The 21,213-nt window shown below is 69.4% G+C and carries 19 protein-coding genes; 7 read left to right on the top strand and 12 right to left on the bottom strand.

The features are described 5' to 3' along the window. Nucleotides 1-24: 24 nt before the first annotated feature. Nucleotides 25-1,257, bottom strand: coding sequence for a class I SAM-dependent rRNA methyltransferase (locus tag ENSA5_RS07875; protein ID WP_106391016.1), 1,233 nt, complete (start codon nucleotides 1,255-1,257; stop codon nucleotides 25-27). 59 nt (nucleotides 1,258-1,316) lie between these two features. Here ENSA5_RS07875 and ENSA5_RS07870 point away from each other — a divergent pair, with 59 nt between their 5' ends. Next, complete coding sequence (locus tag ENSA5_RS07870) at nucleotides 1,317-2,330, top strand: hypothetical protein (RefSeq protein WP_146155447.1); 1,014 nt, start codon at nucleotides 1,317-1,319, stop codon at nucleotides 2,328-2,330. 601 nt (nucleotides 2,331-2,931) lie between these two features. Here ENSA5_RS07870 and ENSA5_RS37215 read toward each other — a convergent pair. The 9 genes from ENSA5_RS37215 to ENSA5_RS07830 all read right to left on the bottom strand — a co-directional run bounded on the left by ENSA5_RS37215 (nucleotide 2,932) and on the right by ENSA5_RS07830 (nucleotide 12,510). Then, complete coding sequence (locus ENSA5_RS37215) at nucleotides 2,932-3,210, bottom strand: hypothetical protein (RefSeq protein WP_181197493.1); 279 nt, start codon at nucleotides 3,208-3,210, stop codon at nucleotides 2,932-2,934. 169 nt (nucleotides 3,211-3,379) lie between these two features. Further along, on the bottom strand, nucleotides 3,380-4,267 hold the full coding sequence (locus tag ENSA5_RS07865) for an SH3 domain-containing protein (RefSeq protein WP_106391014.1): 888 nt from the start codon (nucleotides 4,265-4,267) through the stop codon (nucleotides 3,380-3,382). Beyond that, nucleotides 4,264-6,099 carry a BatD family protein gene (locus ENSA5_RS07860; RefSeq protein WP_181197492.1) on the bottom strand — a complete coding sequence of 612 codons (1,836 nt, stop codon included), beginning with the start codon at nucleotides 6,097-6,099 and terminating at the stop codon, nucleotides 4,264-4,266. The genes ENSA5_RS07865 and ENSA5_RS07860 overlap by 4 nt, the downstream gene beginning before the upstream one ends. After that, on the bottom strand, nucleotides 6,096-6,974 hold the full coding sequence (locus tag ENSA5_RS35725) for a tetratricopeptide repeat protein (protein WP_181197491.1): 879 nt from the start codon (nucleotides 6,972-6,974) through the stop codon (nucleotides 6,096-6,098). Before ENSA5_RS35725 ends, ENSA5_RS07860 begins: the two co-directional genes overlap by 4 nt. Before the next feature lie 11 nt (nucleotides 6,975-6,985). Beyond that, the gene (locus ENSA5_RS07850) at nucleotides 6,986-8,197 is read right to left on the bottom strand and encodes a vWA domain-containing protein (protein ID WP_106391012.1); all 1,212 of its coding nucleotides are present in this window, start codon (nucleotides 8,195-8,197) and stop codon (nucleotides 6,986-6,988) included. Continuing rightward, entirely contained in the window at nucleotides 8,194-9,225 is a 1,032-nt protein-coding gene (locus tag ENSA5_RS07845; protein WP_106391011.1) for a VWA domain-containing protein, read from the bottom strand. Before ENSA5_RS07845 ends, ENSA5_RS07850 begins: the two co-directional genes overlap by 4 nt. Further along, nucleotides 9,222-10,490, bottom strand: a complete 1,269-nt coding sequence (locus tag ENSA5_RS07840; RefSeq protein WP_106391010.1) for a hypothetical protein — start codon at nucleotides 10,488-10,490, stop codon at nucleotides 9,222-9,224. The genes ENSA5_RS07845 and ENSA5_RS07840 overlap by 4 nt, the downstream gene beginning before the upstream one ends. Further along, nucleotides 10,487-11,485 (bottom strand): DUF58 domain-containing protein, encoded by a 999-nt coding sequence (locus ENSA5_RS07835; protein ID WP_258182783.1) that lies wholly within the window; start codon nucleotides 11,483-11,485, stop codon nucleotides 10,487-10,489. The genes ENSA5_RS07840 and ENSA5_RS07835 overlap by 4 nt, the downstream gene beginning before the upstream one ends. Nucleotides 11,486-11,505: 20 nt before the next feature. Continuing rightward, nucleotides 11,506-12,510, bottom strand: a complete 1,005-nt coding sequence (locus ENSA5_RS07830) for an AAA family ATPase (protein WP_106391009.1) — start codon at nucleotides 12,508-12,510, stop codon at nucleotides 11,506-11,508. Nucleotides 12,511-13,317: 807 nt separating this feature from the next. Between ENSA5_RS07830 and ENSA5_RS07820 the strand changes: the two genes are divergently transcribed. The 6 genes from ENSA5_RS07820 to ENSA5_RS07800 all read left to right on the top strand — a co-directional run bounded on the left by ENSA5_RS07820 (nucleotide 13,318) and on the right by ENSA5_RS07800 (nucleotide 18,894). Continuing rightward, a complete protein-coding gene (locus tag ENSA5_RS07820; protein ID WP_106391008.1) occupies nucleotides 13,318-14,412 on the top strand; it encodes a S1C family serine protease in 1,095 nt (364 codons plus the stop codon). 269 nt (nucleotides 14,413-14,681) lie between these two features. Continuing rightward, the gene (locus ENSA5_RS07815) at nucleotides 14,682-15,254 is read left to right on the top strand and encodes a Uma2 family endonuclease (RefSeq protein ID WP_258182782.1); all 573 of its coding nucleotides are present in this window, start codon (nucleotides 14,682-14,684) and stop codon (nucleotides 15,252-15,254) included. Nucleotides 15,255-15,489: 235 nt separating this feature from the next. After that, nucleotides 15,490-16,989, top strand: coding sequence for a hypothetical protein (locus ENSA5_RS07810; RefSeq protein ID WP_106391007.1), 1,500 nt, complete (start codon nucleotides 15,490-15,492; stop codon nucleotides 16,987-16,989). A gap of 522 nt (nucleotides 16,990-17,511) precedes the next feature. Further along, on the top strand, nucleotides 17,512-17,781 hold the full coding sequence (locus ENSA5_RS35720) for a hypothetical protein (RefSeq protein ID WP_146155445.1): 270 nt from the start codon (nucleotides 17,512-17,514) through the stop codon (nucleotides 17,779-17,781). An 84-nt stretch (nucleotides 17,782-17,865) separates the two neighbouring features. Next, nucleotides 17,866-18,381, top strand: coding sequence for a DUF2169 domain-containing protein (locus ENSA5_RS39715; RefSeq protein ID WP_106391006.1), 516 nt, complete (start codon nucleotides 17,866-17,868; stop codon nucleotides 18,379-18,381). A 144-nt stretch (nucleotides 18,382-18,525) separates the two neighbouring features. Continuing rightward, complete coding sequence (locus ENSA5_RS07800; RefSeq protein ID WP_106391005.1) at nucleotides 18,526-18,894, top strand: hypothetical protein; 369 nt, start codon at nucleotides 18,526-18,528, stop codon at nucleotides 18,892-18,894. A 27-nt stretch (nucleotides 18,895-18,921) separates the two neighbouring features. Here ENSA5_RS07800 and ENSA5_RS07795 read toward each other — a convergent pair whose 3' ends face one another. Continuing rightward, nucleotides 18,922-19,656, bottom strand: a complete 735-nt coding sequence (locus ENSA5_RS07795) for a hypothetical protein (RefSeq protein WP_146155444.1) — start codon at nucleotides 19,654-19,656, stop codon at nucleotides 18,922-18,924. 166 nt (nucleotides 19,657-19,822) lie between these two features. Beyond that, nucleotides 19,823-21,196, bottom strand: a complete 1,374-nt coding sequence (tnpC, locus tag ENSA5_RS07790; protein ID WP_106391003.1) for an IS66 family transposase — start codon at nucleotides 21,194-21,196, stop codon at nucleotides 19,823-19,825. Nucleotides 21,197-21,213: the final 17 nt, after the last annotated feature.

Genomic DNA, 21,213 nt, shown 5'->3' with positions numbered 1-21,213 from the left:
GCCGGGCACCAATCGCGGCGTGTTTCAGGTCTGGCGTCGCTGGTACACGGCTACGCGCAGGTACTCGCCCTCGCGATGGCCGGGGGAGATCGGGTGGTCGGGCCCCGCTCCCCAACGGTCGAGGCGCACGACTCGGCCTGGGCCTGCCGTCCGGACGGCGCGACCACATGCGTCGAGCACTGCCCGGTCGAGCTCATCCCAGCCGAGGTGGTGACTGCACGAACACAGGGCGACCAGTCCGTCGTCGGCGACCCGGGGCAGGAGGCGCGAGAGCGTGCGGGTCAGGGCCTCGAGCGCGCGCCCGAGATCCCGCCGACTCCTGGCGACCTTGGGCGGATCGAAGATCACGGCGTCGAAGGGCCCGGCGAGGGCGGGCGCGGCCAGGTCACCGAACATGTCGGCGGCGACGGTCTCGACCTGGGCCGAGACCGCGTTGGCGGCGGCGTTGCGCGCTGCGAACTCGAGCGCGCGGGCGCTCTGATCCACGGCCACGACGGTCGCGCCGCGCCGCGCCGCCGCGATCGAGAAGCCGCCGACATGACAGCCGAGATCGAGCACGCGCGGCGGGGCCTCTCGAGCGCCGCGGGCGGCGACGAGCGCGGCGAAGCGCGAGCGGTTGTCGCGTTGGTCGTGGTAGGCCCCGGTCTTTTGCGCGGGCGGGGCAGGGGCGACGAAGGGCCGACCATGCTCGAGCCACTCGAGCTGCGCGGGCCCCCGATCCGTGCCGTCGCGGGCGTGGACCTCGAGCCCGGGCGCGAAGCCTTCGAGCTCGGCCGCGGCCTCGCCCATCACCACGATCTGACCGCCAGCGAGGGGCGCGTGCTCGGCCAACCATGCGCAGATCTCCGGGCGGCGCGCGGCGATCGGTGCGGTCGTGATCTGGACGACCCGCCAGTCGCCGAAGCGATCGACGACCAGGCCGGGGAGGCCGTCGCCCTCGCTGTTGACCTCACGAAAGCCGGTCGTCTCGGCGCCGAGCCCGAGCGCCGCCCGGCCAGCGAGCGCCGCCGCCAGACCTCGCTCGAGCCAGTCCGGCGGCGGCGGCTGCTGTCCGCCACACAACAGCCGCAGCACGATGCCCGAGTCGGGCGAGTACAGACCGAAGCCCAAGACCTTGGCGCGATGATCGACGAGCTCGGCGATCGCCGTGGGGTCGGGTGGGCCGAGCACGCGGGCGACCTGCCGCCGACGGATCCAGAGATCTCGGCTCGGGTCGACCTTGCCCGCGTCCCGTCGGAGCTCGATGCGCACAGTCATCTCGCGGGGATGCTACCCGGACTCAGCGTCACCAGCGTCGATGCGCTATGTTCCCGACCGTGTCGACCCTCCTCTCGCTCGCGCTGTTGCTCGCCGCGCCGTCTTCGGCAGGCGAGGTCGAGAGCTCGCCCCCCGCGGATACGCACGAGATCGGTCAGGACACCCCAGCAGAGGGCCCACGCCCCCAGCCAGAGCCTCCGCCGGACGAACCGGGAGCTCAGCCGGAGCCTCCGCCACCGAGCCTCGACGGGCCCGCTCCGCTGGTCCCGCCCCCGCCCGTCACGCCCGCCGAAGACGCACAGCTTGCCCCGTCGGGCACGACGCCACCCGGAGAAGCGGCCACGCCGACGGTCCCCGCGGGCCCGGAGCCGGCGCCGAGCGAGGCCGAGTTCGCCTACGCCGAGCGCAACCTGGCCGACATGCCCTACGGCGCGACCGCTGCGCGCAAGTCGGCGACCCAGCGCAACAACGACGTGTTGGTGCGGCCGTTCCGCAAGCCGGTCTACTCGATCGCGGCCTCGGGCCGGTTCGGGACCTTGCTGTCAGGTGGTGCCGACGTGGTCCAGCCCTTCGGCTATGGCTTCGCCGCGCAGCTGCGCATTCACTTCGTCGGCGTGGTCAAGTCGCGCTTCGGCGTCGAGGTCCACGCCGGCCACGCTCGCTTCTCCCAGCGCCGGGACTTCGAGAGCGTCGACGGCGGCGCCACGGTCACCCGCATCACCTTGCTGACCGACACCGACTTCAGCGCCGGGCCCTCGTTTCAGATCCCGCTTGGGCCGCTGTTCGTGCAACTTGGCGGCAGCGCAGGCGTCGCGTTGTCGACCCTCTTTCGTCCCCTCGCGGCCGACGGCGTCGACGACGAGGCGATCAGCACGAGTAATTTCATGCTCCGAGGCGGCTTCAGCCTCGGCGTGCCCGTGCTCAATCGCCACGGCGTCACCCTCGGCGCAGGCGTCCACCGCATCTTCTCCTCGCGCGAAGTTGCGATCGATCCGCGGAGCCCCGAGAGCCCAACTACGCGGCCCTTCGGCACCTGGCTGGAAGTCCTGCTCGGATACCAGATTTGGTTTTAGACCCCCGCAGGCGTGGGTGCACTTTGCCACGCACGGCCGCTGCGCGGCCGGTCGCTCACTCGCTTCGCTCCCTCGCTCGGTGGGCTGGTATGAGCTGCGCGGCCTGGGTGCGTGGCCCCCTAGAAGGGGGCTTCTTTAGACCCCCGCAGGCGTCAGTGCACTTTGCCACGCACGGCCGCTGCGCGGCCGGTCGCTCACTCGCTTCGCTCCCTCGCTCGGTGGGCTGGTATGAGCTGCGCAAGCTGGGTGCGTGGGGGTTCTTTAGACCCCCGCAGGCGTCAGTGCACTTTGCCACGCACGGCCGCTGCGCGGCCGGTCGCTCACTCGCTTCGCTCCCTCGCTCGGTGGGCTGGTATGAGCTGCGCGGCCTGGGTGCGTGGCCCCCTAGAAGGGGGCTGGTTTTAGACCCCCGCAGGCGTGGGTGCACTTTGCCACGCACGGCCGCTTCGCGGCCGGTCGCTCACTCGCTGCGCTCGTCGCTCGGTGGGCTGGTATGAGCTGCGCGGCCTGGGTGCGTGGGGGTTCTTTAGACCCCCGCAGGCGTGGGTGCACTTTGCCACGCACGGCCGCTGCGCGGCCGGTCGCTCACTCGCTCGGTCGCTTAGCCGGCGATGGCGGCGGCGGGCTGGCTGGAGCGGATGCTCAGTCGGTACACGCTGTTCTCGGTCTCGACGTAGAGCACGGCGTCGTCGGAGGTTGTGAGAACGCGGCGGACGGAGGTGGTGACCATGCGGCGACCGTTGGGGTCGCGGAACAAGACCATGCCTCGACCGACAACAGGAGTGGACAGCAGGTAGCCTTCGTAGATCCGGCCAACCGTGGACGTGTTCGACGAACAGTCCCGAGCGGTTCGGATCTTCGTTGCGACAACCGACAGCACCGACTCGTAGAGTATCGCTAGGCGCGGAGGGGCGCCACGGCATTTTTGGGCTCGAACGCGCGCGATCTGAGCCCAAATGGCCATGTGGACCGATGTAGGACGAAATCTGTTCGCGGCCGCCGTTCGTGGGGATCCTTGGGGTCACAGGGCCAGCAGACCCGAAAATCAGTCAGATCGCGCCGCCGCTCGTGGCGCGTACGCGGCTTCGCACGGGCGCCTGGTCCAGGCGGGCGATCGCGTCGGCTTTGGCCCAACCCTCGAGTCCGCCGGGCAGGCGCACGCGCAGCCAGCCAGAACGCTGCTCCAGCACACGGACGTGGGAGCCGCCTTGGAGGGCAAACGCGACGGGCAAGTGCGCTCCGGGACCCTCGCGCGCGTCAACGAGCACATCGAGCACGACGGCGTCGGGGTGATCTTCCGAGGCCTCGATCGCAAGGGCGTGGAGGCCTCCGCCGATCCCGAGCACCAGCGCGAGTACCAGGACCAACGCGCCGCCGACACCGCGCCGGGGGGCGTTCGCGCGCTGCTTGAGCGCGTGCTTGCGGCGCTGCCAACGACGGGCGGCGACGGCGACGACCAGCAGCCAGCCGCTGATCAAGCTGATCCAGGCGAAGGCACGACCGGCGAGCACGTCGACGACGAGATCCCAGGAGCTCGGCTGGCGCGAGATCCTGGCGTCGCTGACCTCGGCCTGGACCTCGGCCTGGCGGCGCACGATGCCGAGGTTGCGCCGCGCGGCCTCGGCGACCTCGACGCTCGGGCGCGCTTCCGGCTGCAGCGCGCGCTCGAGGTGGTAGGTGGCGCGACCGAGCTCGCCGAGCTGGGCGTAGGCGGTCCCAAGATCGAAGTCGAGCTGGGCCGAGCGACCGGGGAGCAGCTCGAGCGCGTGCTCCCAGTGATCGATCGCGCCGTGCCAGTCGCCGGCGACCGCGGCCTCGCTGCCGGCCGCGTAGGCGTCGTCGACGACGTCGGCGCGGGCGTGGCTCGGCCACGCGAGCACGAGCAGGACCACTAGCGACAGCAGCAGCCGCGGGGCCGAGCGGATCGTCGCGCTCACTGCGGCCTCCAGCTGCGACGTCCGAGCAGGGCGCGGGCGCGCTCGAGGTGCTCGCGGCGCTGGGCGAGCTCGCCGCTGCCCGAGCCAAAGCGTGCGGCGTCGCAGGCGTCGAGGAGCTCGCGCAGCTGCGTGATCTCCTCGTTGGCCACGTCGCGCTCAGCCAGCAACTTCATGAGCCGCTCGCGCGTGAGCCCGACGCCCTGCGGCCCGGCGCGCATGACCGCCGCGGCCTGGAGCAGCGCGGCGAGGGTCGGGTAGAAGCCCTCGCCGCTGTCGAGCGCGGCGTTGGCCTCGTTGAGCAGGGCGCGACGTCGGGCCAGCTCCTGCGAGCGCGCGCGGGCGCGGTCATCGGGCCCGTAGCGCTCGCGGAGCCTGGCGCCGAGGAAGCCGAGCCCGAGCAGCAGCGGGCCGCCGAGGGTCCCGGCCCACCAGCGCGGGGGCGTCAGCCAACGCTCGCGCGGCGTGGTCCGTTCGAGGCTGTCGCTGGCGATCGGCGGGGCCAGGAGCTCGTCCTCGGCCTGATCCGGAGCGTCTTCGGCCGTACCCGCCGGATCGGGGGTGGTCGGGGCGTCGGGGTTGGCCTCGACCTCGAGCGTGATCGCCTTGGTCTTGGCGACCTTGTACTCGTCGGCGTCGGGGTCGAAGTAGGGCAGCTCGATCGCGGGGATCTCGAGGGTCCCCGCTCGATCCGCGACGACGAGCATGGTGAACACGCGCGAGCCTTGGAGCTTGCCCGTGCCAAGCTCGAGCTTGGGCGTCTCGGGCTTGGGTTCGTAGCTGCGCAGGCCGTCGAATTTGGGCAGCTCGGGCAGCTCGATCAGGGCGATGTTGCCGGTCCCCGAGATCCGCACGGACAGACGCACGGCCTCACCCTGGCGGACCTCGGCGCGATCGACCTCGCTGGTGATGCGGAAGGCGCCGACGCTGTTGGCGCGGAAGCCCTTCGGGCGACCGGCCGCAGGCAGCGGCACGACCTCGACGGCGAGGCTGCGGCCGAGGTAGCTCTTGGGTGGCCCGCTGCCGCCGAAGAAGGGCCCAGACAGCTCCTGGAGCTGGACCTCGGGCCCGCCGATCGTCAGGGTCCCGGCCTTTTGCGGGAACAGGGCTCGGCGCATGGTCTGGTGGACCCGGTAGGGGACGCCATCGAGGAGCTTGCGCTCGGCCCCGCGGCGCTGCTGCTGACGGGCGGTCTCGAGATCTTCGGACCAGAAGTCCTTGAAGGTTGGCGCCGCGGCGATCGTGAGGTTGCCGCGGGCGCGCTCCCAGATCTGCAGCTCATAGATGACCTGCTCGCCGACGTAGGCCCTGGCCTTGTCGACGACCGGCCACACGATGACCTCGGAGTCGGGGGCCGGGGGCGTGTCGCCGGCCTTGTCGTGCTCGACCTCGGGCACGAAATTCTCACCGGTCGCAACCAGCTTGGGCGCGCTCGCGGGCCGGTGGGGGCGACCGTCGACCTCGACCTCGATCTCGATCTCGTGCTCACCTGCGGCCTGCGGGGTCAGCACGTAGGTGAAGGTCTTGGTCGAGCGCCGGACCGAGCGCGAGCCGCTGATCTCGACGGACATGCCCGACGAGCTGCCGCGCGCGCTGACCTCGAGGTCCGTGACGCCGACGAAGCGCGGGGCCGAGATCGAGCCGCCGTCGGTCGAGACCTCGACTTGCAGGTACACGGACTGGCCGACCTCGACCCGCGCGCGGCCGAGGGTCGCGCTGACCTCGACCTCGGCGGCGTGGGCGAGGGCCGGCGCGCCGAGCAGCGCGAGCGTGGTCAGGCTGGCCGCTGCCGCGCGGACGAAGCGGCGGCGGCTGGTCGTCTTGGTGGCCGTCACCAGTCCTTCTCCACCGGGCGACGAGACCCGCGAGGCCGGCCGAACATGAAGGAGTCTTGACGGTCGAGCTCGTCGAGGGCGGCGTCGAGATCACCCCCTTCGATCGGCTGGGCGGGGGCTTGCTCCTCTTCGCCGGACTCGGGCTCGGGCGGCGGCTGGTCCTGCTCGCCGTCTTGCTGGTCTTGCTGATCCTGCTCGCCGTCTTGCTGATCCTGCTCGCCGTCTTGCTGGTCCTGCTCGCCGTCTTGCTGGTCCTGCTGGTCCTGCTCGCCGTCTTGCTGGTCCTGCTGGTCCTGCTCGCCGTCTTGCTGGTCTTGCTGGTCCTGCTCGCCGTCTTGCTGGTCCTGCTCGCCGTCTTCGCCCTCTTCGCCGTCCTCGCCCTCTTCCTGGTCCTGCTTGTCCTGCTCTTCTTGCTCTTTCTTCTCTTGCTCCTCTTGCTCCTGCTTGCGCAGCAGCGCGAGCTCGAGGTTCCACTTGGCGTTTTGGTGATCCGGGAGGGCCCGGAGGCACTCGATGTAGGCGTCGATCGCCGCTTGCCAGTCTTCTGCGACCATCGCGAGGTTGCCGAGCTCGTAGTGCGACGAGGCCCGGACGGGGATCTCGCTCGACTCGGTGCCGTGCTGAAAGGCCGCCCGCGCGGCGTCGGAGTCGCCCTGGGCGAGCAGCAGCAGGCCACGGTCGTAGTAGAGCTCGGCCCGCTCCCCACGGCGCGCGACCGCGGCGTCGAGGTGGTCCGTGGCGCGGTCGAGCTCGCCGGCTTCGTAGGCCTCGATCGCGGCGACGACGTCCGAGTCCTCGCTCGCGAGCGCGGTCGAGAGCCAGCCGGGCTCGTCGCCGTCTCCGATGCCAAACAGCCCGACGCCAACGAGAAACACGACACGTAGCCTCATGACTGGACCTCCGGCTGCGGGCGCGGGCCCTTGACGTGAGCGTCGCGGCGCTGGGCTGGCGGGCGCCGACGGTCACCGATCGCGAGCGCGCCGCTGAGCAGGAGCACGGCCGGGATCAGGAAGAACAAGAAGCCCTCTTCGCGGTGGATCTCGATCGAGTGCTCGCGCTGGGCGGCCGCGAGGCCCTCGACGAGCCCGCGGACCTCGTCGAGGCCGAAGCGCTCGGCGTCGACGTGGACGTACTCGCCCTTGGTCGCCTTGGCGAGGGCCTCGAGGGTCTCGGCGTCGAGCCGGGTCATCTGCGGCTTGCCGTCGGCGTCGGTCGCGTAGCCGGTCGACTCGCCGTTCTCGTCGTAGCGCAAGACCGGCTCACCCGAGGTCGAGCCGATCCCGACCGGGTAGATGCGAATGCCGAGCTGGGCGGCGCGCTGGGCCAGCTCGAGCGGGCGCCCGATCGTGTCCTCGCCGTCGGTCAGCAAGATGATGATCTGGTCGGCCTGCTCGATGACCTCGCCCTCGTCGCCCGGGAGCAGCTCGGGCTCGCCTGGCGCGTCGTCGGGCCCGCCCGCGCCGTCACGGCGGACCGCGACCAGGAGCTCGATCGACTTGTCGAGGGCCTTGCCGATCGCCGTGCCGCCAGGGTTCTCGTAGCGGGGGTCGGCGTGGCTCAAGAACAGCGAGAGCACGCCCATGTCGCTGGTCAGCGGGAACGCCCGGGCCTCGCCCGCGAAGACCACGACCCCAACCCGATCGCCGCGGCGTCCGGACTCGTCGAGGAAGCGGGTCAGCTCGGCCTCGAGCCGCTCGCTGCGGCTCGGGTACACGTCCTGGGCCAGCATCGACTTGCTGTAGTCGACGGCGAGCACGATATCGAGGCCCCGGGTCGGGGTGACCTTGGCCTTGCCGCCGTACTGCAGGCGCATCATGCCGAGGATCGTGGCCGCGAGGGCGAGGACGGCCAGCAGCGCGCGGATCAGCCGCTTGCCGGGGTCGACGGTCGCGAGCAGGCGCGCGAGCAGGGCCGGGTTGCCGAGGCGCTCGACGGCGCGGGCGCGCTGGCGGGCGGCCCACAAGTACGCCGCGATCGCGAGCAGCACCAGGAGCCCGAGCCACGCGTAGCCGAACTTGGCGAACACCAGCTCGGCGAGGTTGGCCCCGGTCTCGTCGTCTGCCCACAGGGCAACAAAGATCTGGGCGATCACGCTCACGGGAACCTCCGGAGCCGGGTGTTGCGAAGTCCGATGTCGAGCATCAGCAGGAGCAGCACGGGCCACAGCAGCCAGCCGAAGAGCTCGGCCCGGATCTGCTCACCCTCGATCTCGGACCGCTCGAGCTTGTTGAGGAGATCCTGAAAGCTGGTCTGGAGCTCGCCGACGTCCTCGGCGAGGTAGGCGTAGCCGCCGGTCGCGCTGGCCAGGCGCTCGAGCTGGCCGGAGTCGACGCTGGCCGCGCCCGTGCTGTGGCGACCCATGAGCACGGTGTAGATGATGACCCCGCGCTCGGCGGCCTTTTGCGCGACGGAGTCCGGATCGACGCCGTCGGCGTTGTGGACCCCGTCGGTCAGGAGCACGACGATCTTGCTCTTCGCGTCGGACTCTTCGAGGCGGTTGAGGGCGACGCCGAGCCCGGCCCCGATCGCGGTCTGGTTGCCGTCCATCACGCCGAGGCGGATCTGCCCGATGAGGTTGCGCAGGACCCCGTGGTCCATGGTCAGCGGGGCGATCGTCGACGCGCTGCTCCCGAACGCGACCAGCGCGACGCGGTCGTTGGGCCGCCGGGCGATGAAGTCGTCGATGACCAGCTTGGCCGCGGTCAGGCGATCGGGCCGGAGGTCGTCGTTCTTCATCGACTCGGACAGGTCGAGGGCGATCGCGATGTCGATGCCCTCGTGCTCGATGCGCTCGTTCAGGCGCGTCGACTGCGGCCGCGCGCAGGCGACGACGAGCACGAGCACAGCGCCGAGCCGGAGCCCGTCGGGCAGATCCGCGAGGTAGGTCGCGAAGCCGCCGGGGATCCGCTCGAAGCTGCGCTTGCGGGTGAAGTGCATCGTCGCCGGGGTCGGGGCGAAGACCGCGCGCGCGGCCATCGCCGCGAGGGGCACGAGCGCCAGCAGCAGCCACAGGGGTTGGGCGAAGATTACGTGGCGGACGCCCGCGCCGAGCCGCAGCGCGATCGCGCCGAGGCACAGCGCCGCCGCGGCGACACCGAAGCCAAGCGTGCGCAGATACCAGCTCACTCGCGAAGCTCACTTTCTTTCGGCTCGGGCTCGGGCTCGGGCGCCGAGGCAGGCTCGGCCGACGGGGCCGGCTCGGTCGGCGAGGTCTCGCTCGCCGGGGTTGTGGCGGGGCTCGGGGGCGCGGGCCGACTGGCGCGGGCGCGATCGGGATCGACCGGCTCGGCACCCGAGCTCGGCGTTGCGTTGGGACCGGCGGCCTCGTCGCTCGCCTCGTCGGCCTTGTCGCGCGGCGTGCTCTGCTCGACCATGTCGCGCACGAGCTCGAGGGCCTCGCGGGCCTCCTCGTCGGGCGGCGACAGCCGGGCGAACTTGACCAGGTCACAGTCCTGCAAGAAGGTCAGCACTTGCTTGGGGTCGAGGGGGTCGACGTCGACCTGCCCGCGCCCGAGCAGCTCCTGGATCTCCTCGGTCGTGCGATCGAGGGCCTCGAAGCCGAAGCGCCCGCCGAGGTAGCGCTTGCCGATCTCGGTCAGGCGCAAGTAGTAGTCCTGATAGTCCCCGGCGCCGATCAGCTCCTCGCGCTCGCTGGCGAGCTCGGCGAGCTCGGCGAGGGCGCGCTCGTGCGGGGGGACGGGCGGCGGCAGCACGATCGGCCGCTCGCGCCGACGCCACATCACCAGCAGCATCGCGATCAGACCGGCGAGGACCACGCCCGCGAGGACCGAGTAGATGATGATAGCCAGGCGCACGTTGGGGTACTCGAGCGAGATCATCGGATCCTCGCCGCGGACCTCGGGCTCGGCCTCGTTGACGAGCAGGCTCTCGACGACGAAGGGGTGCGGGGCGACGGTGTAGGTGTGGACCGCGTCGTCGCGGTCGACCCAGGTGACCGGGAAGCTCGGGACCTCGGCCTCGCCGACGGCGAAGTGCTGCAAGGTGATCGTGAAGCGCTGGCGCAGATCGTTGCCGGTCGACTCGACCTCGGCCTCCTCGATCGAGACCAGCTCGAGCGGGGCGAAGTCGAGGCCGTTGGGCAGGTTGATCGCGTGGTCGCGGGGGTAGGCGACGATGACCTCGAGCGTGAGCAGGTCGCCGATGTGCGAGGGGTCGGGCGTCAGCCGGGTCGTGACGGTGATCGGCGCGTCGGCGTTGGCGGGCGAGGGCTTGGCCGGCGGGGCCGCGACCGGTGGCGCCGCGCTCGGCGGGGCCGGGGCCGGGGCAGGCGCCGCGCCCTCGGTCTCGTTGGCCTCGGTCTCGCCCGCAGGCGCCCCGAGACCGGGCGGCGGCGCGAACGCGAGCAGCAGCGCGAGCGAGGCGGCCTTCATCGCATCCTCCTCGCCCGGCGCTCGAAGAAGCGGACCATGGGCTTCTCCCAGTTCTCCCCGCAGCGGATCGACATGGTCTCGAGCCGGAGGCGCTTCATGAGCTTGTCGAAGGCCTCGCGCTCGCTCGCGACCTGTTCGCGGTAGCGCTGGGCCCGACGCCCGCCGAGATCGACGACGCGGATCCCCGCGGCCCCGAGCAGCTCGAGATCTTCGACGGCGACGAGTCCGAGCTTGGGCAGCTCGAGCTCGATCGGGTCCTCGACCCGGACCGGGATCAGGTCGTGGCGTCGACGCACGAGCTTGAGCGCGCGCTCGAAGGCCGCACCTCGGCCGCTGAGCCCCGCCCCCGCCTGGCCTGCGCCGGTCTCGGCCAGGCCCGCGTCGATGAAGTCCGAGATCAGGATCACGACCGCGTGGCGACGCCCGAGCCGAGCCATGGTCTCGAGCCCGACCCTCAGATCGGTCCCGCGGCTCGCGGGGCGGTGGGTGAGGATGTTCTGGACGACCGCGAGCACGTGCTTGCGACCGCTGCGCGGCGGGACGTGGACCTCGACCCGGTCGGTGAAGCCGATCAGCCCGACGCGGTCGTTGTTGCGGATCGCCGAGAACGCGAAGGTCGCGGCGAGGCGCGCGACGAGGTTGCGCTTGTCGGCGTCGGTCGAGCCGAGGTCGAGGCTCGCCGACATGTCGACGAGGAGCATGACGGTCAGCTCGCGCTCCTCGGTGAACAGCTTGACGTGGGCCTCGCCCGTCCGCGCGGTCACGTTCCAGTCGATCGAGCGGACGTCGTCGCCGGGCTCGTAGGCGCGGACCTCGGAGAACGCGACGCCGCGGCCCTTGAACAGCGACTGGTACGAGCCCGAGAGGTGCTGGTCGACGAGTCGCGAGGTCTGGAACTCGATCCGCCGAACCTCGCGCAGCAGGGCCATCGTGGCCTCGCGGGCTTGCTCGGGGTCGGGGTCCGTGTCCGGGTAGGCGTCGTCACGCGGGGCCATTGGGCTCTCCCTGGGCGCGCTCAGGGCACGTGGACGTGCTCGAGGATCACGCGGACGATCTCCTCGACGGTCTTGCCCTCGGCCTCGGCCTCGTAGGACAGGATCACGCGATGGCGCAGGACGTCGGGGGCGACCGCCTTGACGTCTTCGGGGGAGACGTAGCCGCGGCGGCGCAAGAACGCGTGGGCCCGGGCGGCCTGAAACAGCGCGATCGAGGCCCGGGGCGAGGCGCCGAAGTCGATGAAGGGGGCCAGGCCCGGGAGCTGGGCGCCCGCCGGCTCGCGCGTGGCTCCGACGACCGACACGATGTACTCGCGGACCGGGCGCTCGACGATGATCTGCTCGAGCACCCGCTTGACCTTCGAGATCTCCTCTTGCGAGATGATGCGCTCGACCGTGGGCATCTGCGCGTCACCGGGCACGGCCACGCGATCGATGATCGACAGCTCCTCCTCGGCGGTCGGGTAGGTCACCCGGATCTTGAACATGAAGCGATCGAGCTGGGCCTCGGGCAGGTTGTAGGTGCCCTCCTGCTCGATCGGGTTTTGCGTGGCCAGGACCAAGAAGGGCTGGGGCAGGGGGTAGGTCGTGTCGCCGATCGTCACGCTGCGCTCGGCCATGGCCTCGAGCAGCGCGCTTTGGACCTTGGCCGGGGCGCGGTTGATCTCGTCGGCGAGCAGCAAGTTGGTGAAGATCGGGCCCTGCTTGTTGGTGAACTCGCCCTGCTGGTGGTTGTAGATGACGGTGCCGAGCACGTCCGAGGGCAGCAGATCCGGGGTGAACTGGACCCGCTTGAACTCGAGCTGCATGCACTGGGCGAGGGTGTTGACCGTGAGGGTCTTGGCCAGGCCCGGCGCGCCCTCGAGCAGGACGTGACCGCCGCAGATCAGGCCCATGAACACGCGCTCGACCATCTCGCGCTGGCCGACGACGACCTTTTGGACCTCGGAGAACAGACGATCGAGGAACTCGCTCTCGCGCTCGACCAGCTCGTTTTTCACGCGGATGTCGTAGGACGAAGTCATGATCAGTGGGGGCTTGGTTGGGGCTCGTTCGGCAGCAGCAGGAGGCCGCTGGGGGCGGGAGTATATGTCGGGCGGCGCCGAACCCAACTCGCGCGAGGATATTCCACGCGAGCGGTCACAGCGTCACGTGCGCCGAGCGCGGGGCGGACCTTTGACATCAGTCGCGTCGGAGACTAAAACGCGCGACCATGGCAATCCGGGACCGCGAGCGCTTCTTCGACCGTCGAACGATCAAGCGCCATCTCAGGCGTGGCAACGCTTCAGAGGCAGACTATCAGGACTACCTCGCCTCGCTCCCGGACCTCGCCGACAGCGTCAAGGCCCAAGACGAGGGCGGCGACGACGATGGCTTTGACAGTCGCTTGGGCCCCAAGAGCAAGGGCGAAGCCGGCGGCGACGCACCCGAGGGCGAGCAGCAGGACCTCGCGCCCGCGGGCTCTCCCCCGGACGCGCCCGAGTATCCGGCAACGCACGCAGCCGCGCCCGCGGAGGGCGGCGGCGAGTCGCCTGCCGCCGTGGCGCCCGTGTCTGCGCCCGCTCCCGCGGCAGCGCCCGCTCCCGCGGCAGCGCCCGCTCCCGCGGCGGCGCCCGCTCCCGCGGCAGCGGCAGCTCCCGCGGCAGCGCCCGCTCCCGCGGCAGCGCCTGCTCCCGCGGCGGCGTCCGAGCCTGCGCCCGCTGTGCCCGTGGCCGCCCCCGGTGGCGTCGCGGGTGAGGGCAGCGTGCCCGGCGGCGATACGCCCGCGTCCTGAGCAAAGCTCGGTGCTCGCGCGCCCCTCCACGCGAGTTTGGGGTAGTCTCCCCCGAGCGATGCCGTCTCCTCGACTCGCGGGCCACTGCCAGTATCACGTGCTCTTGGCGCTGCTGGTCCTCGCGCTCGGAGTCGGCTGCCGCGAGATCGAGGACCCCGCGCCGATCGACGAGCCGGTCCGGCGCGACCAGAGCCCGCTCGAGGTCGACACCGCGCCGACCCGGACGCAGGTGACCCTGCCCGACTTCGCCCGCGTCGCGCAGCGGGTTGGGCCTTCGGTCGTCAGCGTGATCTCGACGGTCGAGGTCGGCAGCGGGCGGATGCGCGGGATCGGCTCGGGCATGATCCTCTCGGTCCAGGGCGAGATCCTGACCAACGAGCACGTCGTCCGTGACGCCGCCGCGATCAAGGTCCTGCTCCCCGACGACACCCAGGTCGAGGCCACGGTCGTGGTCGCCGATCCCTTGTTCGATCTCGCGGTCCTCCAACTCGAGGGCGAGTTCTCCACGCTCGCGCCCGTTCGCTTTCGCGGCGTCGAGCGACCGCCGATGCCCGGCGAGTGGATCATGGCGATCGGCCAGCCCTTTGGCCTCGGCGACACCGTGACCGTGGGCGTGATCTCGGGCCTCGGCCGCGACCACGCCGACCTCGGCCGGCCGCCCGACCTCGACCCCGAGGGCATCTGGTCCTTCATCCAGACCGACGCCTCGATCAACATCGGCAATTCGGGCGGTCCGCTCGTCGACCTCGACGGCCGCGTGCTCGGCATCACCACCGCCGTGCGCCAAGACGGCCAGGGCCTGGCGTTTGCGATTCCGTCGGCGATGGCGCTCGAGTTCATCGACGAGGTCCGGACCTACCGCCGGATGCGTCACACCCGGCTCGGGATCCAGGCCCGCAACGACAACGAATTCGACGGCCTGCCCTCGGCCGTGCGGGTCACCCGGGTCGATCCCGACGGACCCGGCGACCGGGCCTCGCTCGCGGTCGACGACGTGATCTTGAAGATCGACGGCAAGGCGATCTCGCGGGTGTCCGAGGTCGCGTACCTGACCCAGCTCGCGGGCGTCGGCGCCGAGGTCACGCTGACGATCCGACGCGGCGCGACCCAGCGGACCGAGCAGGTCGTGATCATCCCCGAGATCGGATCCTGACGGCGCGCGATGGTCAACCGAGCGCTCGATCAGCTCCGTGAACACAGCGCGAGCCCTCGCTCCCGCCCCAAGCCCCGTCCTGCGAGCTCGATCGACGCGGGTGAATTCGTCGACAGCCCGGGAGGCGGTCGTTCACCAAGGGCGGCATGAGCTTCGCGGTGGTCTGCGTGAGCCTCATCGTCAAAGCGGTATCCAACCCCGGTCCGCCGGTTGCAAACGGCCCGCGACACTCCCGGCCATCGACCGCGAGCCCGTGCTACCATCGGTCGGTGCCCGCGCCCGAGCCGATGCGCATGTCCTACGCGGACTACCTCGCGGCCGAGGAGGCCAGCGAGACCAAGCACGAGTTTCTGCGCGGCCAAGTCTACGCGATGGCCGGCGGCACTCCAGAGCACGCAGGCTTGGCCGGGGCCGTCATCGCCGAATTGAGCGCTGCCCTCCGCGGGCGTCCGTGTCGCGTGTTCAGCGCCGACCTCCGGGTGCGCATCGAGGCTACGGATCTCAGCACCTACCCCGACGTCACGGTGATCTGCGAGACCCTGGAACGCTCGGAGCTCGATGCGAACGCGGCGACCAACCCAACGGTGATCGTGGAGGTGCTCTCGGACTCGACCGAGGCCTACGACCGCGGCGAGAAGTTCGCCCACTATCGCCGCCTGCCCAGCCTCCGCGAGTACGTGCTGGTCTCGCAGCGCGAGCCCAGGATCGAGTCGTATTTCAAGAACGCCGCTGGCGTGTGGGTGCTCAGCGAGGCCGGCGCCGGCGAGACGCTCGCGCTCGCCTCGCTCGATGGGGTCTCGCTCGCGACCGACCTCGTCTACCGCGACCCTCTGTCCTCGTAGTGTAGTAGTGCCGTTCGCGGCCTGCGAGGTCTACGACCCAGCAGTGGGAGGTATGGACGGCCGCCGCCGGTGTTGGGGTTGAGAACGAGCCCATCGCCCAGGGCACGCCGGTGGTGCTGAAGAACCTGGGCACCGGCAAGCTGCTGCAGGTGTCGGGGAACAGGCTTTGACCCCACTGGTGAGGCTCGAGGGCTCGAGCCTTGCACATTGGGGATACTTGCCTAACCTGAGGGCCATGAACCTTGGCTTGTCTCGCGCGTGTGTCCTGCCCCTGCTGCTGTTTGCATGTACGCCTGCCCCGGGCCTGGATGGGGGAACCGAGGACGAGAGCGCGGGAACGAGCGAAAGCGGGACTGCGGGGACCGACACTGACACCGACACCGGCACCGAGGAGACAGGCACCGACACCGGCGAGCCACCGCCCGAGCCGCTGATGCTCCCCGACGTGCCCCTCGAGCCAGGCGAGTGCAGCAGCACGCCGGGCGGACTCGTCGAGGCCTGTGCTGACGAGCCTTGCCCTGTGCTCTTCGACCACGTGATCGCGTGCCCGGAAGGCGAGCGAGCGTACTTGATGGAGCTCGCGATCAGCCAGGATCGCGCCCTGGTCGACCTCGAGGTGTCCAGCCCCAGCGAAGACGCAGGCTTCCCCCGCTCCCTGATCGTGGAGGCCGACGCGGTCCACGACGTCGAGCCCTTCCCTGGGGTCGCCTTCACCAGCCAGACCAACGACGGCGCGGTGCTCCGGTCCATGTCCTTCAACGCCGGCGAGACCCCAACCTACCTCGAGCGCGTCGACGGCGGCTGGCTACAACACGTGGTCGACATCGACGCCGAGGCCGAGCTCGACCTCGGCGTCGACTTCAACGTCGAGCTCCAACCCATGGCGCGGGCCGACGACAGCATGAGCTTCGCAGCCGGGCGCACGCCACCCAGCGACGACGACGACAGCTCGACGGTGTACTGGATCGATGGCCCCGGCCCCGACAATTGGCTCACGACCTTGCTGGTCAGCGAAAAGCCGGACTCCGGCCCGATCTACGTCGGCACCGACGCCCTCGATCGCGTCTACACCTTTGGCCGCGCCTCCGACTGGTGGCCCGAGACCGACCAGATCTTCGTTGGCTTCCTCGGCGACGCGCTCACCCCCCTCGGTCCGCATGCGCCCTATCCCGGGTACGAGGTCGTGGTCGCGCCGCCGCGGCCTGCGATCGCTGTCGAGCCTGCGATCGCCGTGCTGCGCGGATCTGAGATGGGGACCAGCCTCGAGCTCCTCACGATCCACGACAGCGACGACCTCGGGGCTTTCGATGTCGACGCACAGCTGCTCATCGAGGAGTGCCCGAACAAGGTCGACGTCCCGGATGATCAGTGTCCGCCGCCCTGCCACCAGGAGGTCGGGGGCATCGCAGCCAACGGCTACGCGCTCGCGCGCACCGGTGACGGGCGGCTCTGGGCCCTGTGGATCCACACCGAGCTGATCACCGACACCACCTACGAGCTCGCCTTCAGCGGCACGTGCAAGGGCACACGCACCGGCGCACCGTCCGGCGAGCTGCACGTGGCCGAGCTCGCCCAGGACGGCGCCTTCGTCCGCAGCATCTCGCTACCGCTGGGGGCGATCACCAACCCCAGCGCGATGGTCGTCGCGGCCTTCGATCAGCGCGTCGGCGTGCTCATCAACCAGCCCGACGAAGCGATGCTTCGTGTCCTCAGCCTCGACGTCGACGCGATCTAGCAGCCCGGGGTGCAATGCCTCGCGCCGCCTCGCTTGGCCTTTTCGCCGAGGGCTTTGTCGCCAAAACTTGCAGTACGCCCGGTACAGCGGCGTTTTGGCTTCGCGCCCTCGGCGCAAATTCCGGCGCGAGGCGACACGATGCATTGCACCCCGGACTGCTAGGAGCGGCTGCCTCCGCGTACGATCAGTACCGACCACTCCGAGCAGACTGCGTCGACTCCGCGGAGGTGCGAAGGATCGCGCTACAACACGCGGGCCGTGGTGGGCCGCAATACTCGGAGACAACGCAGGGTTACCACGTGTTCGACAACCTGTTCTGAGTTGTACTGAGAAGTGGCGGCGCTCCACGCGGCTGTGACGGAAGCGCTCGAACCGCGCGCGCACCACGCGTCGCCTTTGGCACGGGTCTCCTTGAGCAGGGCCCTCCTCTCGGAGCATGCGGCTTGGCGCGCCGCCGCCCCCCTCCCCATTCCGACGAGAGCAGCCAGTTGCCGTCGCTCGACTACCTGCTAGGTGGCCCAGGTGGACAACGCCCCACAGTACTCACGAGGTGTAGAAAACTTCGGGAAGTTTGTGAAAGTTCTGGTCCGCTACGGCTGGCTCGGACTGGCGGCGGTACTATTGATAGTGGGACTGTTCGAGTGGGCATCGTGGAAGACGATACTGGCACTTGGAATCGCAGGGGCAGTGGTCATCGCGCTCTTTCCGTTGATATACGGCGTTGTGCTCGCCGTGGACAGCCGGCGTCGCAGCATGAGCTCAGAGCCACGGAACACTTCTCCCCCCGACTGACCGGGATCTGCCGAGCAAAATCAAGGGTGGCCGACTTCTGCGCCTCCCAACTCACCAGGCCGAGCGTTCGTCAAAGCTCGATCTGTGCGTGCGCAATTCCTTCTTGCCCATAGCATTCATCGCGCCAGGCCGGCCACGCGCTCACCGTCGCAGAAAAAGCGCCACGACGAACATGGCGCCAGATGTAGGAACTCCGGAACGAGACATAACCCCGTGGGCGAGGGACTCGTGCCCAGCTTCACGTCGGCGGTCGATCGAGCGCTGCCCAACATCGAGGACCCAAACCAGCTCATCCAGAGCCCATCCGATCTTCCGATCCCTGCCGGTTTCGGCCCCATCGCCCGCCACTGGGGCCCGCGCAGAGTCTTTGCCGGCACCTACGATGACGCGTGGGCGACCAAGCACGCCCCCCTGTGGCCCGCCGATCTGGACGAGCGCTTCTTTCGTGCGGCCTCGCCTGGGCTGCAAGCTCCCGAGCACCTCGTCGGTGGAGAACCGGTCCGCCTCGTCGGGCTTCATCCAGACGGGGCCATCGAGTTCGCTGCTGCTCGGCTGCACCTGGCGCCTCGGTCGCTGAGCTCAGGGCCCGCTCAGGAATAACCTGGCTTCGTCCTCGAGAATCAGGAGCGCATAGTCTTCCCCTCCCCAGTAAAGGCCGTCCCAGGCATGTGGGCCCCAGACGACGCGCTCGACATTCCATGGCCCTCCGTTGAGGTCTGCATCTTTAGCCCGGCCCGGGTATACTTGAAAGGAAAAGCCGGGTGGATTCATCTCGAGCATCGGATTGATATTATCGTCGTTATCGTCGACCGCTACATGGTGATTGGTCAGAACATGCCTTGGCCCGACCAAGAAGCCCGTACCCGTGCCCACCGATGTGTTGCCGAACCCGAGAGGGATTTTTTTCTCAGTCTGGACGACCGTTCGCAGGGGATACGACTCGAGCTCCTCCGGGCTGGTGACCGGCTCGCGGCCATCTCCAAAGTCGACCGGGACGGCCGGAGGGCCATCGAGCTCAGCTTCGCGGACTCCAATGCGCGGATGGTGCTTGACCTCCCGGACCTCGAAGTTCGCCTGGATCTGTGTCAGGAGAACAAGCAGCTACGACGATGAGGAGAGGACTTAGCAGCGCCTTACGGTTCACCACCTGGCCACCAAGTGCTCATAGGTTGCGGAGGAGCCCTCCGCGTGGACGATGATGGCGCCGTCCACGGACACGCCATCGAAGTCAAACTCCATCACGATGGTCTTGTCCGTGCTCGCCGGGAGAGCTTCGGGCTGCAGGAAGTTCACTACGGGAGTCGTCATTGCCACGGTTTGATATATCAGCGGCTTGGCCACGTAGTCCGTCTCTGGATCGTCCGGGTTGAGCCCTACCTTGAGTCCGGTGAGATTGAGTGAAATGGTCCCATCCTCGGTCACCATGTTCACGTCCAAGGTTGTCGTGACCATGTCCAAGCACTCGTACGCGACCTGCCCGTGGTTATCTGCATCAGGATAGACGACCATCCAGTCCTCGAAATAGAACCGAGGCTCCGAAGGAAAACTGAAGGACAGGTCGAGCACAGAGCTGAGTCCGATCGACCCGGGCACCTCGACTTCAACGCCTGTCACCAAACTTGAGAAGTCCCAGTGGAGGGACGTGTGAAGTGACTCCGGCACGGTGGCCAGAATTTTCGCGCCGGTTTGACCGTTGGGCGCAACCACATTCTCATCGGCGAGTTCTGTTCTCGACGCGAGCTCGCACGTGGGCGATTGAACGTGGCCACCCGTAGTCATGCCGCCGGATCCAGACGACTCATCTGCGCTCGGATGATCACATCCGGCCACGAACAGCGGCAACAGCAGAACGACGGGTCGAAATACCGTGTTCACCGCGTGCGACGCTAGCGCGGCTCGAGAAAACTGTCAACGTGAAGCTTGCGAAACGCACGGAGCCTGTGGCAGCTCCGCAGCTCGAGGCTCTGGACCCGACCGTGGCACCACGCTGCTGAGCCTCGGCCAGAGCGTGCTCGCGCTCGAGCGCGCAGGCTCGCTCTGCTCAGGCTGCCGAAGCGACGGCGTCCGGCGACCAGTTCTGCGGCAGCAGCTCAGCCAGTCGCTTCTGCGGCCACCCATCGGCGATCCGCATCAAGACGTCACGCAGGTAGGCCCACGGCTCGACGCCGTTGAGCTCGCAGGTGCGGATCAGCGAATACATGATCGCCTTCCGCCTCCCGCTCGCGTCGTTCCCCGCAAACTGCCAATTGTTCCGTCCGACCGCGATCCCCCTGGGGGCCTTGCGCTCGACTTTGTACATCTTCTTGATCACCGCCAGCGGCACGGCGGCCCGCGCATCGCCGCCGTCTTTGGCCTCGACGAAGTAGCGCCGCGCGTGGGCCCAGCAGCCGACCTCGACCGCGCGCGAGCCCGGCCAATTGAAGACCCGGTCGTAGCCCTTGTACGCGTCGGCCTGGATCCAGCCTTCGCGCGCGCGCAAGAACTCGCGCGTCGCGTCCGCCTTCCAGTCGGGCGTGTACTCGAAGTAGGCGAGCTTGCCGTCGCCGAGGTAGCCCCACAGGTGACCGCGCTTGCTGCCTTCGGGGTCCTTGTTGTCGAGCACCTGCACGCCGGTGTCGTCGGTCTGCAGCACGTGTGACGCCAGCACGGTCTGACCGAGCAGTTCGTGCAAGGGCGCGAGCAAGCTGGCGCACGCGCGGAGCCAACCGACCATCGTCGAGATCGTCAAGTCGAGGCCGTCTCGTGCGAAGATCTTGACCAGGCGATTCAGCGGAAGATGATCGGCATACTTGCTCACGATCACGTGCGCGAGCAGCCCCGGCTCGGCGAGGCCGCGCACGATCACCTGCGGTGGACAAGGCGCCGTCACCACCGGCCCGTCGCCGCTCTTGGGCGCGTACTTGGCTCGCTTGGTGTGCACATGGATGAAGTGCCCTTGCCTCCAGTCGAGGGTGTGCGACTCGGCGTAGCCGATGAAACCCATGTCGTCGCAGCCCTCGAGCTGCGAGCGCTCGACGTCGATGACTCGCTCCTCGACCGGCAAGTGCTCGGGCGGTCGTTGCCGCCGCGAAGGCTTCTTCGCTTCGCCTTCGGCGGCCGCGGCCTCGTCGATGTCTTCGGCGTCGGCGTCCTCGAGGTCGCTGTCGATCTTGGCCTCGAATTTGTCGAGGTCCTCGAGCGGGTCGACCGTCTCGGACTCGTCGTCCGCTTCGACCTTGGGCTTGTCCGCTTCGCTGACGAGGCTCAGCAGTAGCGAGAGCTGGGACGTGTCGATCTGCTCCGACGTCCGGCCCTTGGCTGACTTGCGCAGCCGCATCAGCTCGAACTCGAGGTGCGCGGTTCGACGACCCAGCTTCTCCAGCAGCTTCAGAATGTCATTGACGAGCTCATCGTGGAGCTCGTCGCGGCTTCCCATACTGGTATGAGGCAGCC

Origin of the sequence: Enhygromyxa salina (assembly GCF_002994615.1) — a bacterium.
In the GTDB taxonomy this organism is placed as follows: Bacteria; Myxococcota_A; Polyangia; order Nannocystales; family Nannocystaceae; genus Plesiocystis; species Plesiocystis salina_A.
This window is presented reverse-complemented; position numbering and strand designations above follow the sequence as displayed.

Bases quoted from the DNA above. Each gene is read 5' to 3' on its own strand.
- ENSA5_RS07875 (WP_106391016.1), bottom strand. From the start codon at position 1,257: ATGACTGTGCGCATCGAGCTCCGACGGGACGCGGGCAAGGTCGACCCG.
- ENSA5_RS07840 (WP_106391010.1), bottom strand. From the start codon at position 10,490: ATGAAGGCCGCCTCGCTCGCGCTGCTGCTCGCGTTCGCGCCGCCGCCC.
- ENSA5_RS07835 (WP_258182783.1), bottom strand. From the start codon at position 11,485: ATGGCCCCGCGTGACGACGCCTACCCGGACACGGACCCCGACCCCGAG.
- ENSA5_RS07830 (WP_106391009.1), bottom strand. From the start codon at position 12,510: ATGACTTCGTCCTACGACATCCGCGTGAAAAACGAGCTGGTCGAGCGC.
- ENSA5_RS07820 (WP_106391008.1), top strand. From the start codon at position 13,318: ATGCCGTCTCCTCGACTCGCGGGCCACTGCCAGTATCACGTGCTCTTG.
- ENSA5_RS07810 (WP_106391007.1), top strand. From the start codon at position 15,490: ATGAACCTTGGCTTGTCTCGCGCGTGTGTCCTGCCCCTGCTGCTGTTT.
- tnpC (WP_106391003.1), bottom strand. From the start codon at position 21,196: ATGGGAAGCCGCGACGAGCTCCACGATGAGCTCGTCAATGACATTCTG.